The organism is Ureibacillus massiliensis 4400831 = CIP 108448 = CCUG 49529 (genome assembly GCF_000772965.1).
GTDB lineage: Bacteria > Bacillota > Bacilli > Bacillales_A > Planococcaceae > Ureibacillus > Ureibacillus massiliensis.
Genome location: NZ_JPVQ01000002.1, coordinates 211,465 through 224,857, shown reverse-complemented (window position 1 = coordinate 224,857; position 13,393 = coordinate 211,465). Strand labels below are relative to the sequence as shown.

Annotated in this window: 13 protein-coding genes; 5 read left to right on the top strand and 8 right to left on the bottom strand. The window is 35.4% G+C overall.

Features of this window, described 5'->3' with window-relative positions; genetic code table 11:
• The first annotated feature begins 101 nt into the window (after window positions 1-101).
• The 5 genes from CD30_RS02565 to CD30_RS02545 all read left to right on the top strand — a co-directional run bounded on the left by CD30_RS02565 (window position 102) and on the right by CD30_RS02545 (window position 3,864).
• Window positions 102-341: a hypothetical protein gene (locus CD30_RS02565; RefSeq protein WP_036172097.1), complete on the top strand. Its 240-nt coding sequence runs from the start codon at window positions 102-104 to the stop codon at window positions 339-341.
• A 148-nt stretch (window positions 342-489) separates the two neighbouring features.
• Complete coding sequence (gene cbpB / locus CD30_RS02560; protein WP_036172094.1) at window positions 490-933, top strand: cyclic-di-AMP-binding protein CbpB; 444 nt, start codon at window positions 490-492, stop codon at window positions 931-933.
• An 89-nt stretch (window positions 934-1,022) separates the two neighbouring features.
• On the top strand, window positions 1,023-1,925 hold the full coding sequence (locus CD30_RS02555) for a LysR family transcriptional regulator (protein ID WP_036172090.1): 903 nt from the start codon (window positions 1,023-1,025) through the stop codon (window positions 1,923-1,925).
• A gap of 90 nt (window positions 1,926-2,015) precedes the next feature.
• Window positions 2,016-2,732, top strand: a complete 717-nt coding sequence (gene dapD / locus CD30_RS02550; RefSeq protein ID WP_036172088.1) for a 2,3,4,5-tetrahydropyridine-2,6-dicarboxylate N-acetyltransferase — start codon at window positions 2,016-2,018, stop codon at window positions 2,730-2,732.
• 13 nt (window positions 2,733-2,745) lie between these two features.
• Window positions 2,746-3,864, top strand: a complete 1,119-nt coding sequence (locus CD30_RS02545; protein ID WP_036172085.1) for an N-acetyldiaminopimelate deacetylase — start codon at window positions 2,746-2,748, stop codon at window positions 3,862-3,864.
• Between the two features lie 57 nt (window positions 3,865-3,921).
• Here CD30_RS02545 and CD30_RS02540 read toward each other — a convergent pair whose 3' ends face one another.
• The 8 genes from CD30_RS02540 to CD30_RS02505 form a co-directional block, all read right to left on the bottom strand.
• The gene (locus CD30_RS02540) at window positions 3,922-4,689 is read right to left on the bottom strand and encodes a 3-hydroxybutyrate dehydrogenase (protein ID WP_036172082.1); all 768 of its coding nucleotides are present in this window, start codon (window positions 4,687-4,689) and stop codon (window positions 3,922-3,924) included.
• A 55-nt stretch (window positions 4,690-4,744) separates the two neighbouring features.
• Window positions 4,745-6,067 carry a GntP family permease gene (locus CD30_RS02535; protein WP_170933633.1) on the bottom strand — a complete coding sequence of 441 codons (1,323 nt, stop codon included), beginning with the start codon at window positions 6,065-6,067 and terminating at the stop codon, window positions 4,745-4,747.
• 334 nt (window positions 6,068-6,401) lie between these two features.
• A complete protein-coding gene (locus CD30_RS02530) occupies window positions 6,402-7,745 on the bottom strand; it encodes a sigma-54 interaction domain-containing protein (RefSeq protein ID WP_036172168.1) in 1,344 nt (447 codons plus the stop codon).
• Between the two features lie 498 nt (window positions 7,746-8,243).
• Window positions 8,244-9,440 carry an MFS transporter gene (locus CD30_RS02525; RefSeq protein WP_036172076.1) on the bottom strand — a complete coding sequence of 399 codons (1,197 nt, stop codon included), beginning with the start codon at window positions 9,438-9,440 and terminating at the stop codon, window positions 8,244-8,246.
• 166 nt (window positions 9,441-9,606) lie between these two features.
• The gene (locus CD30_RS02520; RefSeq protein ID WP_036172073.1) at window positions 9,607-10,683 is read right to left on the bottom strand and encodes an ABC transporter substrate-binding protein; all 1,077 of its coding nucleotides are present in this window, start codon (window positions 10,681-10,683) and stop codon (window positions 9,607-9,609) included.
• Window positions 10,680-11,483: an ABC transporter permease gene (locus tag CD30_RS02515; RefSeq protein WP_036172070.1), complete on the bottom strand. Its 804-nt coding sequence runs from the start codon at window positions 11,481-11,483 to the stop codon at window positions 10,680-10,682. Before CD30_RS02515 ends, CD30_RS02520 begins: the two co-directional genes overlap by 4 nt.
• Complete coding sequence (locus tag CD30_RS02510) at window positions 11,484-12,287, bottom strand: ABC transporter permease (protein WP_036172067.1); 804 nt, start codon at window positions 12,285-12,287, stop codon at window positions 11,484-11,486.
• Window positions 12,280-13,377, bottom strand: coding sequence for an ABC transporter ATP-binding protein (locus CD30_RS02505; RefSeq protein ID WP_036172064.1), 1,098 nt, complete (start codon window positions 13,375-13,377; stop codon window positions 12,280-12,282). The genes CD30_RS02510 and CD30_RS02505 overlap by 8 nt, the downstream gene beginning before the upstream one ends.
• Between the last annotated feature and the right edge of the window lie 16 nt (window positions 13,378-13,393).

Below are 13,393 nucleotides of genomic sequence, written 5' to 3'. Positions count from 1 at the left end.
AAGAATATCACGCTAATCTTAGGTCGAAGAAATTTGAATCGCATAAATAAGTACCCTTTCGTTGAATACTATTAGTAATTTTAAGAAAGGAGCGTGATAAAATGGGAATGTGGACTGTGCCGGCAATTATAACTGGAATTGTTATACTTGCGGTTGCCTATTACATGACTGTTGCTGTCATGAGGAAAACGACTGAAAGAGCTTCTGTAACGGATACACCTATTAATAAATCAGTTCGTGATCATCCAATTTTAATGAACCCAATAATAATCATGTATGTAATTTTTGGATTATTTACGGGTATTATTATTTTTTACTACTGGTCACAGTATGGTTACTAAAGATAGCGATTAATAATAAATTTTTGAAATCATTTTCCACTTCTGAAAAATACTGCGTTCGTTGTCGTGGTCATAATTTAGACAAATATGATATGATAATAATAGCAGCATATGGTTCTGAATTTGAACGTAAAGGGAGTAGTGGGAAATGATTTCTTTTAATACAAGAGCTTTGTTAGATACGCCAATTAGTGATTTTATTATTCCGTCTGAAAAAGTTGCGCACGTCCAAGTTGGCAATAGTGCAGAACATGCCCTACTCGTCTTAACAAAAACTGGTTATTCCTCAGTTCCTGTTTTAGATGTAAAATATCGCTTACATGGTTTGTTGAGCATAAAAATGATTACAGAAGCCATTTTAGGTTTAGAACGTATCGAATATGATAAACTATCAGATATAAAAGTTGATGACGTGATGGAAAGCGGTGTCACTTACTTATATAATACAGATACATTCCAAAAAGCACTAGATTTGGTCATAAACCATGCTTTTCTCTGCGTAGTAGATGAAGAAGGAACATTTGTAGGGATACTGACAAGACGTGTTATTTTGAAACAATTAAAAAAATATATTTATCAAGTAGAACAATAGAATTATAGTTTGGCCATAATAAATAATCAAATCGGCAAAATCCAAAAGATTTGGATTTTGTCGATTTTTATTCAAGGAGGTGCTTTCCCATGACAGCAACAGAAGCTGAAATTGTAAAAATTCTAGCTGAAGAAAAAAACATGCGAAAGGCGGCAGAAAGATTATTTTTAACACAGCCTGCATTATCTCAAAGATTACAATCCATTGAAAAAGAGTGGGGTGCTCAGTTATTTATAAGATCCCAGAAAGGGCTTACGCCGACACCCGCTGGAGAACTTGTTATTCAATATGCCATTGATACCATCGCAAGAAAAGAGGAAGTGTTTGAATCTATCCAAGCGCTAAACTCAAAGGTCCACGGAACATTAAAAATTGCTTGTGCATCAATTGTTGGACAAAACTGGCTTCCTAAGGTTTTAAAAGAATTCGTGACAACATATCCAGATGCAAAAATTTCATTAATCACAGGCTGGAGCTCTGAAATAGTGAAAGCACTTTATGAGGGAGATGCTCATATTGGCATCGTACGCGGTCAAGCGGAATGGAAAGGGAAAAAAATTCATCTTTTTCGAGATATGATGTATTTGGTCGACAAAGAAATAAAAGAAATCGACGATATATTAACAACGAATCGTCCCTTTATCCAATTTAAAAGTGATTCGAACTACTACCAAGAAATTCAATTATGGTGGCAAAGACATTTTTCATCAAACCCTAAACGACAAATTATCGTAGATCAAATTGAAACTTGTAAACAAATGGCCATGAATGGGATCGGTTATGCAATACTTCCTTCGATTACTTTGGATGGGGAAGAAGACGTAAATAAAATTCCATTATCAAATACAGATAAGGATATAGGACTAACTCGAGATACTTGGTTAATCGGTTATGATTCTGCATTTGAACTAAGACAAGTTGCGGCATTTGTAGAGGTTGTAAAAAATCAAGCATGCATATTGTATGAAGATGATAAGTATTTTAGAAAATAACAAAAATTTAAGTCAAGCCGTGCTATTTATTAGAAAATTTAGTACAATCATTACATGTCTAATAGATTACATAGAAATGGAGTGTTTTTTGTGTCTGAAAAATTAAACGCACAACAAATTATCGAATTTATCGCAAACTCAAAGAAAGTAACACCTGTAAAAGTTTATGTAAAAGGTGAAAACGTAGCAAATCTTTCATATGGTGAAAATACAAAAGTCTTCGGTGAAGGTAATAATGTCGTTGTCTTCGGCGAATGGAATGAAATTGAAACAGCATTAAAACAACATGCAGCTCAAATTACAGATTATGTAGTAGAAAATGACCGTCGTAACTCTGGTGTTCCATTACTTGATTTAAAATATCAAAATGCTCGTATTGAGCCAGGTGCAATTATTCGTGACCAAGTAACAATTGGTGATAATGCAGTGATTATGATGGGCGCTATCATTAATATTGGTGCTGAAATCGGCGAAAAAACAATGATCGATATGGGTGCAGTATTAGGTGGTCGTGCTACTGTAGGTAAAAACTGTCACATTGGTGCAGGAACAGTCCTTGCTGGTGTTATTGAACCACCTTCAGCACAACCAGTTATTATCGAAGATGATGTTGTAATTGGTGCAAATGCAGTAGTTTTAGAAGGTGTTCGTGTTGGTAAAGGCGCTGTAGTGGCTGCTGGAGCTATCGTTATTTCTGATGTTGAGCCTTATACAGTTGTTGGCGGTGTACCAGCAAAAGTATTAAAGAAAATCGATGAAAAAACAAAATCTAAAACTGAAATTATCGACGCTTTAAGAAATATTTAAGAAGGTGTCATTGATGGATACACTGATCCAAATTCGAAGAGACCTTCACCAAATACCGGAGTTAGGGTTTCAAGAATTTAAAACACAAAAGTATCTTTTAAATAAAGTACAGTCGCTTCCTCAAGATTACTTAACTATCTCAACATGGAAAACGGGCATCGTTGTTCAAATAGCTGGGAGCAATCCAACAAAAACCGTTGGATGGCGAACGGATATTGATGGCTTACCAATTGTTGAGGAGACGAATTTGCCCTTTGCTTCAACACATGAAGGGCAAATGCACGCTTGTGGTCATGATTGTCACATGACGATTGCTTTAGCCCTTGTACAAGCATTTGCAACAAATCAACCAAAACAAAATGTCATTGTCTATTTTCAGCCTGCTGAAGAAGGTCCTGGTGGTGCAGAACCAATGCTTGAATGGATAAAAAGTGAGCGTCCAGATCTTTTACCAGATGAAATTTATGCATTACATATTGCCCCTGAACATCCTGTAGGTACTGTTGCTACTCGACCTGGCTTATTGTTTGCGAACACATCTGAGCTTTTTATAGACTTAAAAGGTTTAGGGGGACATGCAGCTTATCCGCATAAAACCCGAGATATGACAGTTGCTGCTGCAAACTTAATATTACAATTACAGACGATTATTAGCAGGAATGTTGATCCGATGGAAAGTGCTGTTATTACGATAGGTAAAATGACTTCAGGTACGGTACAAAATATTGTTGCTGAAAATGCGAGATTAGAAGGTACCATTCGTACCCTTAATGCGGAAGCTATGAAAGAGGTTAAACGTAGAATTGAAGCGATTTGTAAGGGAATTGAAGCATCCTTTGAATGTTCAATTTCTATTGATTATGGTTCGATGTATTATGAAGTAAATAATAACGAAGATTGTGCAAATAAGTTATTATCCTTTGCAGAACAATTTGAGAACTGTAAGGCTGTTCTTAGTCCTGCTGCAATGACTGGTGAGGATTTTGGATACTTCTTAAAAGAAATACCAGGTGCATTGTATTGGGCAGGCGCTAATTGCGAGTATGGATTACATCATGCAAAAATCACGCCGGATGAAGATCTCCTAGCCTTTAACGCCAATTTTGTAGAACAGTTTATAAGAAGCTTATAATAATAAAAGGTGAGGAAAACAGTCCGTTTTCTTCACCTTTTTGTCTGTTTTTAAATTCTACTGAATTGTATAGCCACCATCTAATACAACAGCCTGGCCGGTCATTCCTTTCGTTTCTTCACTTGCTATAAATAATACTAAATTTGCGATCTCTTGAACCTCTAAAAGACGTTTTTGCGGAACAAGTGGGTAAATCACTTCTTCTAATACATTTTCAATGGGTACATTTCGTGTTTTTGCCAAGTCCTCCATTTGATTACGTACGAGCGGTGTATTTACATATCCTGGACAAATGGCATTCACTGTAATACCATCTGTTGCTGTTTCTAATGCTGCCACTTTTGTTAAACCAATGACACCATGCTTTGCTGAATTATATGCAGCCTTACCTGCAAATCCTACAAGACCATTTATGGAAGCGATATTAATAATTCGCCCAAATTTTTGTTTTTTCATATGAGGTATTACATGCTTTATTGCAATAAATGGAGCAGTTAGCATGATTTTAATAAGTAGTTCAAACTTTTCAGTTGGAAAATCCTCTAACATTGCGACATATTGCATTCCAGCGTTGTTAATTAAGTAATCAATTTTCCCAAAATGCTTAATAGTTATAGCAATGGACGCTTTAATTTCTTCTTCATTTGTCACATCACATTTTAAACCAATAGCATTTTCACCAAGAGATGAGGCAGCTTCTTTTACTTTACCTTCATTCATATCTGTTAAAACAACAAATGTACCTTTTTCATAAAACGCTTTTGCAATTTCAAAGCCAATGCCCTGTGCTGACCCTGTGATAAGCGCAACTTTATTTTGTGTCACGAAAATCCCTCCTAGAAAAAAGAGCCGCTGAAAATAGCAGCTCTTAAGTTTTCAATTAAAGACCTAAACCAAATGAGAATAGAATGATTGCGATGATGACACCAATCACAGGTGTTACAACTGTCGTAGCTGCTACAGACCAATAAGCATCTTTATGTTTTTCGCCACAGACTGATTGAATTGTTGTTACAACGTATCCGTTATGCGGTAGCGAATCTAATGCACCGGATGAAATGGCAACGACACGATGGAGCGCTTCTGTATTAACGCCAGCATCTACATACCCAGGTGCAATTAAAGGTAATGCAATTGTTTGACCACCAGATGCAGAACCTGTTAAACCAGCTATAACTGATACAGCAACTGCAGCACCAATTAGAGGAGAACCTGGAATACTTGTCATTGCATCAACTGCAACTTGAAATGCAGGTACTTTTTGAGCAACACCACCAAATCCAACTACTGCCGCAGTATTTCCAATTGCTATAATCGCTCCGAGTGTTCCTTGAGAAACAGCCTCCCATGGATTTTTGAAGTATTTCCAACTAACAATGAATGTTGCAATAATTCCACCTAATAATGCTAGTATGAGTGCCGATTGTGCTAAATCATGGTGGAAAATAAACGATATAATTAATACGACCGCTAATGGAACCATTGATACGATTGGGTTAGGTAAAGCACGAGAGGTTTCGAATTTTGGATCCGAATCACGAGCGATAAATCGTTCGCCTTTATCAACGGCTTTTTTAATGATTCTCTTTAACCACCAGTATCCAAACACAGCCATGAATACAGCAACGATTAAACTTACTTCCCAACCAGCCAAATGTGTTGTACCCAGATATTCAATAGGAATCCAGTTTTGAATTTCTGGCGAGCCTGCAGAAGTCATAGTAAACGTAACGGAACCTAATGCTAATGTAGCTGGAATAAATCGACGTGGTAAATCGGCTTCTTTGAATAAAGAAATTGCCATTGGATATACAGCAAATGCTACAACGAAAAGTGAAACTCCACCATATGTTAAAATAGCACAGGCAATTACTATTGATAGGGTTGCATATTTTATTCCTAATTTATCTACGATGAATTTAGCAACAGCATCTGCTGCACCACTATCTTCCATTACTTTTCCAAAAACTGCACCAAGTAAAAACATTAAATACCATGACATAATGAATCCTGTAAAACCTGTCATGTAGCTTGTAACAAAATTCGCTACTCCTTCTTCAGCTAATTGTGGAAATAAAGGCATACCTGAAAAAATGGCAACAAATAGTGCTGAAATTGGACCAACGATAATAATATTTACCCCTTTAAGTGTTAACCAAATAAGAAGAACAAGACCTCCAATAAGACCAATCATACTTAAAATTGTACTTGCATCCATCCCCATAACCCCCTTTAAATCGGAAATAGTTTTTAAAACACTTTAACTTTAAAACCCCTTAAATTGAAAAAGATTAATGCTTAATTAATAACTCCCCTCCTTTAAAAGAAGATTAAACGCCTTAAAAAAGCGCTTTCAAAAAAATAGAAAAAGTATAATCCACTATATGCAAAGACATGTGTCAAAGATGTGAAAGGGGAAAAGAGGGGGAATTCCAGCAATCCGGAAAATAGTCTTATTATTGCTTTAAATGCTAGTTTGTTAGAGTATATGAAAAATCCAGTATTTCGGAATAGTGTTCGAAATACTGGATTTTAGGTCATAAGTTGTGTTTTTTAATTTTTTCATAAAGGGTTGAACGACTAATACCTAGCTTCTGTGCTATTTTTTGTTTGTCGCTCTCATTTTCTAACAATTCCTCTAAAACCTGATGCTCAACTTGATATAAAATCTCTTCTAAAGTTCCGTTGGTGCGGATTAAGTGTTGTTTATGTCTCCGAATGGTAGGTGGTAAAACATCTTCTGTAATTTGATTGCCATCGATAAGGTAAAGAATCGCTTGTAAAACATTTTGCAATTCTCGTACATTACCAGGCCAATCATAATGTTGAAGCAACCACCAAGCTTTCCGATTTATTTTAATTCCTCGTTTCCCAGCTTCTGTACTGTACTTCAACATAAAAGTTTGGATTAATTCCGGTAAATCTTCAATTCGCTCACGAAGAGGAGGGACTTGAAGTGTAATCGCTTGTATACGATAAAACAAATCCTCCCGAAACTGCTTTTCTTTAACGAGTTCAACAAGAGGTGTATTAGAACTCATAATGACTCTTATATCAATTTTCATTTCAACATCGGTGCCCTTAGGAATGACAATATGGTCTTGTAATACTTTTAAAACTTTCGCTTGGTGTGTAAGTGGAAGTTCATTAATTTCTTCAATAAATAGGGTACCACCTTGAGCTTGTTGAACTCTTCCTTTTTTTAGCCTTTGTTCGCTTTCAATCCATTTTCCAAACAATTCTTCATCTATCAGTTCTTTTGGTATGGTCGAACAGTTAATTTTAACAAACTCTCTTTCAGCTCTATCAGAAAGAGCATGTATACTATGGGCAATCATTTCCTTACCTGTACCAATTTCACCCTCAATTAACACCGGTAATTTTGTTGGCGCAATCATTGTAATGGTCTCTTTAATTTTTCGTATCGCATTAGATGTACCCTTAATATCATAAAAACTATGAAACGAATTTTGATATTGTTTCATATTGGATTCGATTTGATCCATTGATTTTTTAACATGAGAGCTTAATTTCTTCCAATCATTTAAATCACGAAACATCACACTTCCAAAGGCGCCTACAATTTCGTTATCAATGACAATCGGTACACGGTTTGGAAGCATATAAGTTCCTTTAATATAATGGGGAGCTGCAATATCTGCTGTTCCTTTTTCCATAACAAGATGCATTTCGGTATTTTCAATAACTTCTGAAACATGTTTTCCAATTGCTTCTTCCCGGTTTACTTCAAGAAAATCACAGTATTCTTGATTGATATATACAATTTTTGCATCACGATCAACTACCACAAACCATTTAAATGAAGTTTCTAATATTTGCTCAAGGATAGGGGTAGGTATATTTTTAATTAAATTTTTCATTTTACCACCTCTTTTATTAACTGCCATAACAAAAATCTCTTGTTATTAGTCTATGAGAGAGGGGATAGATTCAATGCGAAATATTAATATAAAGGTAGGAGAGCGTTGTTGAGGGCTAATGGGGAGGGAGCGAAAGAGGGTATCTGCCGTTTTTTTATCGATGCAAAGAGAAGCTTCTATCGGAAACGAACGATACTAAATCCAAAACAGGCTGGGACATAAATAAAATTTTAAATTTATTTTTTATTTAAAGTTGTAATTATTTGCTATGACCATTTGTTGCTTGGAACGTAGGCGGCGACTCCTGCGGGAGCAAAGAGCAGTTCGAGACCCCACAGAGCAAAGCTCGAGGAGGCTCACCGCTCGCCACTGGATGCGCGTCCGCCGAAGTGGAGAGCAACAAATGCTGAAAGCGAAAATCTGCTAATCAGTTTGTACCTGAATAGCAGATTCATTACTTTTGTCCCATTCTCTTCCTGACTCAATCAAAATAATAGTTTATTCTGCATGCATTAATGAAGGCGCTTTTTTGCGAGTCCAACCATATGCTAAAGCAAAGCATGCAATTAAGATAATTGAACCTAAAATGAATGGTGAAGACATTCTCCAATCAAGAAGCATCCCTGCTAAAGCTGGACCAATCATATTGCCTAAACTCATGTATGCATTATTCATACCAGCAGCAAAACCTTGCTCCTGACCAGCAAATTTAGAGATTAATGTATTAACAGCAGGACGAATGAAGACTGTTGCAATTTGGAACAATGTTGCTACCGTTAAAATTACAAAGAATCCATTTACATAAATCATCAATACCATCGTAATGGCAGCTGCACATAAGTTAATTAAAATTACCTTCATTTCGCCATAGCGTTTAAATAAATGATCGATAATAAACATTTGTAGAATTACCCCAACAAATCCTCCAGTTGTAATAACAATAGCAATCTCTGTTGGCGAATAATCAAACTTATAAGTTAAAAACATAGACAGTGTAGATTGGAAATTAGCAATACCGAAGCTAAATGTGAAAACAACAATTAGCAGTACAAAATAAGGTGTACTTACAGAACGTGCTAACTGTTTAATTAAATTATCACGTTTTCCTAATGGAGCCGCACCATTTTGAGCTTGTGGTTTTATATTCGGTAAGATGATAAATGATAATATTGCTGCTGAAAGGGCAACAATACCTGATGCAAAGAACGGAAAGTGAAGATTCACAGTTGCTAAAAATCCACCTACACCAGGTCCAATCATAAATCCTAGTGAAATGGCAGCCCCTAATAATCCCATACCTTTCCCACGTTCCTCAGGCGTCGTAATATCGGCAACATAGGCCATAATTGGTGGCATTATAAATGCAGCGCCTAATCCTGTTAAAAAACGTGATAAGAATAAAATCCAAACCTCTGTTGCTAAACCGAAGAGAATCTGTGAAATTCCATACACGACAAGACCACCTATAATAAATAACTTTCTTCCATATCGGTCTGATAAATCACCTGCAACAGGGGAAAATAAAAATTGAGCAAATGCAAAAAATGCTATTAAAAACCCAAGAACTTGGCCCCCAACACCAAACAGTTCAAGATAAGAAGGGATAACAGGAATAATAATCCCAATGCCACCCATTGTAATAAACATGTTAACCATTAAGATTACGATGACTACTTTTTTCATTTTCTGAGTCATTGATGTCCACCTTTCTTTCTAAAAGAGCATCCCCCATAATTTTACAAAGAAATCCGCATTCTATAGCTTATCACATTGTTAATGGATAAACTAGATTTTTGATGAAAACAAAAACAATATCCACCCAAAGTATGAGTGGATAAGTTTCATTAAAAGCAAATACCTTTTATCGTATTGACATTTTAAATTCTAAAAAATATTCATTATATTTACCAAGCCATTCGAGGCCTAGGTTTTCATATACTTCTAGCTTTTCACGTAATTCTTCATTTGGATAGAATCGTTCATCTTCTATAACCTCAGGATCCATCAATTCCATTGCAGCTGCGTTCGGAGTTGAATAACCAACATAATCATTGTTTTGTGCTGACACCTCAGCGTCTAACATAAAGTTAATAAATGCATGTGCGCCATCCACATTAGCTGCCGTTTTTGGAATAACGAAATTATCAAACCAAAGATTGGAGCCTTCCTGTGGTACTGCAAAATCCAACTCTTCATTTTCCCACATCATATCTGCTGCTTGGCCTGACCATGTTAAAGCAACAGTAGCTTCGTTATTTATCATTAATGGTGTAATCTCGTCACCGATAATCGCTTTAATATTAGGTGATAAAGTAATTAATTTATCAGTTGCTTGTCGTAGAAGATTATCATCTTTTGCATTTAACGATTCACCTAATGAGTTTAACCCCATTCCCATTACTTCTCGAGCACCATCAACTAAAAATACTTTGTCTTTAAGTGAAGGATCCCATAAATCTTTCCAAGATTCAAATGTTAAATGGTCTTCTACTAATGATGGATTATAGACAATGCCAACTGTTCCCCAAAAATAAGGGATTGTATATTTGTTCCCAGGATCAAATGCTAAATCTAAAAAATAAGGGTCAATATTTTTCATATTTGGCAATTTTGAATGATCTAAAGGAATTAATAGGTCTTCTTCGATCATCATTTCAACCATATATTCTGAAGGGACAGCTACATCATAAGCTGATCCGCCTTGCTGTACTTTTGTCATCATGGCTTCATTTGAATCAAAGGTTTCATAGATGACTTTTATTCCTGTTTCTTCAGTAAATTGATCTATCAGTTCAGGGTCTATATATTCTCCCCAGTTATAAACGGTAATAGTATTATTACTACCTTGGGTGCCACCAGCCTCTAATTGGTTTGCTGTGAAAAGTAGGATAGTGCATACAACAATTATTGCTATTGCTGATTGTATTAATGATTTCATTGCTGCACCTCCACGCTACGACTAGATTTAGAACGTTTCGTTACAAAATAATACCCAATTACAATCACAATAGTAGCAATAAAGATAATGCCTGAAATTGCGTTAATCGTTAACGTGATACCAGTACGAGCCATCGAGTAAATTTCGATTGAAAGGGTAGAGAATCCATTCCCCGTTACGAAAAAAGTAACTGCAAAATCATCTAGAGAATAAGTTAATGCCATGAAAAATCCTGCAAATATCCCCGGTTTAATATATGGCAGTATTACACGAGTCATTACATCACGTTTTGTTGCACCTAAATCTTGTGCAGCATCAATCAATGAAGTGTTCATTTCTAATAATTTTGGCAATACCATAAGAACTACGATTGGAACACTAAAAGCGATATGAGAAATAAGTACAGATGTAAAGCCGAGCTGGACGCCAATCATTGTAAATAGAATAAGGAAGCTAGCTCCGATTACAACATCAGGACTAACGATTAAGACATTGTTTAATGAAAGCATAGTACTTCTCATTTTTTTATTTTTTAAAGACACAATCCCGATAGCACCAAAGGTACCTAAAATTGTGGCAATTAGACCTGAAAGTAATGCAACTAAAACAGTATTAATCAATATAACGATTAATCTAGAATCTTCAAAGACTGCTTGATAATGTTCAAATGTAAATGATTCAAAATCACTCATTGTGCCACCACTATTAAAGGAATAGAAAATCAAGTAGAAAATCGGCGCGTAAAGAATGATGAATACGATGGCTAAATATAGTTTTGATAATGGAGATAATTTTCTCATTTATACGCTGCCTCCTTTTGATTTCTGACTTGTAAATAGCATAATAATAACCATAAATAATATTAAGAATACAGCGATTGTAGCCCCCATACCCCAGTTTTGTGCTACTAAAAATTGCTGCTCAATTGCTGTACCTAAAGTGATCACTTGGTTTCCTGCGATTAAGCGAGTAATCATGAATAGCGATAATGCTGGGATAAAAGTTACTTGAATTCCTGATTTCACTCCTTCAATGGTTAAAGGAAATACAACTCGACGGAATGTTGTAAATTTAGATGCCCCTAAATCACGTGCTGCATAGACAAGTGTTGGGTTTAGTTTATCCAGCGAGTTAAAGATAGGAATTATCATAAATGGAATAAAGATATAAACAGAAACAAAGATAAAGCTAAAATCAGTAAATAATATTTGTGTTGGCTCTAAGCCAAAAAAACTTGTAAAGGCATTAATTGGTCCGTAAAGCCCAAAAATCCCGATAAATGCATAAGTTTTTAATAATAAATTAATCCATGATGGAATAATGATAAACATTAGCCATAAATGCTTGTGTTTCGTTTTCGTTAATAGGTATGCAGTAGGATAAGAAATTAAAAGCGTAAACAGTGTAATTAAAAACGCATACCAAAAACTTGTTAACGTCATTGATAAGTAAGCAGGTGAAAAGAAATTCATATAGTTGGATAAAGTGAAATTACCTTCAAGGTCTAATAGGGAATAATAGACGACTAAAATAATAGGTGCAATGACAAATAGACCGATCCAGATAACATAAGGAAATAATGAACCCTTTGATGCTTTAGTCATTGGCTTCTTCTCCATAAGACTCTAAACGTTTATCAAATTCTTCTTCAGTTTCGTTTAATCTCATGACATGAATTGCTTCTGGATCGAAGTCTAATCCTATTTCTTCACCAACATCTGCTTTCTTCAATGAATGAACAAGCCATTCATTACCATCCTTATCATATGTAGATAACTCGTAATGAACACCTCGGAATAGCTGTGTATCAACCTTTACAACTAATTTACCTTTATCTACTGTTGTAATTTCTAAATCTTCTGGTCGAATAACGATATCAACCTTTTCATTAGATTTCATTCCTTTATCGACACATTCGAAAACTTTGCCATTGAATTGTACTTTATAGTCTTCAATCATAATACCCGTTACAATATTTGATTCACCAATGAAATCAGCAACAAAGCGGTTAATTGGTTCATCATAAATATCAACAGGTGTACCAGATTGCATAATTTCACCGGCATTTAATACAAAAATTTCATCAGACATTGCTAGTGCCTCTTCTTGATCATGTGTAACAAAAACAAAGGTTTTACCTAAACGTTGCTGCAATTCACGAAGTTCATATTGCATTTCTGAGCGTAATTTTAAGTCAAGGGCAGAAAGTGGTTCATCCAATAAAATAACTTCAGGATCATTTACGATAGCGCGAGCAATCGCAACACGTTGGCGCTGACCACCTGACATTTCAGAAATTTCGCGATTTGCAAAACCAGCTAAATTCACGAACTTTAATGCTTCTAAAACGCGTTCTTTTATTTCATTTTCTTTTAATTTTTTTACACGTAACCCAAATGCGACGTTTTCAAATACATTTAGATGAGGGAAAAGGGCATAGTCCTGAAAGACCGTGTTTACTTGTCGCATGTTTGCAGGTACATTATTAATTTTTTTATCATTAAAATAAATGTTACCATGAGATGGTTCAGCAAACCCTGCAATAATGCGTAAGATCGTTGTTTTACCACATCCAGATGGACCTAATAACGTATAGAATTTACCTTTTTCAAGCTCAAAATTAATATCCTTTAAAACAACCTCGTCATCATAGGATTTTGATACGTTTTCAAAACGAATAATTGTGTTACTCAACTCTCGCGCCTCCTTA

Coding starts and splice junctions, on each gene's coding strand:
- CD30_RS02565 (WP_036172097.1), top strand. CDS start 102: ATGGGAATGTGGACTGTGCCGGCAATTATAACTGGAATTGTTATACTT.
- cbpB (WP_036172094.1), top strand. CDS start 490: ATGATTTCTTTTAATACAAGAGCTTTGTTAGATACGCCAATTAGTGAT.
- CD30_RS02555 (WP_036172090.1), top strand. CDS start 1,023: ATGACAGCAACAGAAGCTGAAATTGTAAAAATTCTAGCTGAAGAAAAA.
- CD30_RS02545 (WP_036172085.1), top strand. CDS start 2,746: ATGGATACACTGATCCAAATTCGAAGAGACCTTCACCAAATACCGGAG.
- CD30_RS02530 (WP_036172168.1), bottom strand. CDS start 7,745: ATGAAAAATTTAATTAAAAATATACCTACCCCTATCCTTGAGCAAATA.
- CD30_RS02525 (WP_036172076.1), bottom strand. CDS start 9,440: ATGACTCAGAAAATGAAAAAAGTAGTCATCGTAATCTTAATGGTTAAC.
- CD30_RS02520 (WP_036172073.1), bottom strand. CDS start 10,683: ATGAAATCATTAATACAATCAGCAATAGCAATAATTGTTGTATGCACT.
- CD30_RS02515 (WP_036172070.1), bottom strand. CDS start 11,483: ATGAGAAAATTATCTCCATTATCAAAACTATATTTAGCCATCGTATTC.
- CD30_RS02510 (WP_036172067.1), bottom strand. CDS start 12,287: ATGACTAAAGCATCAAAGGGTTCATTATTTCCTTATGTTATCTGGATC.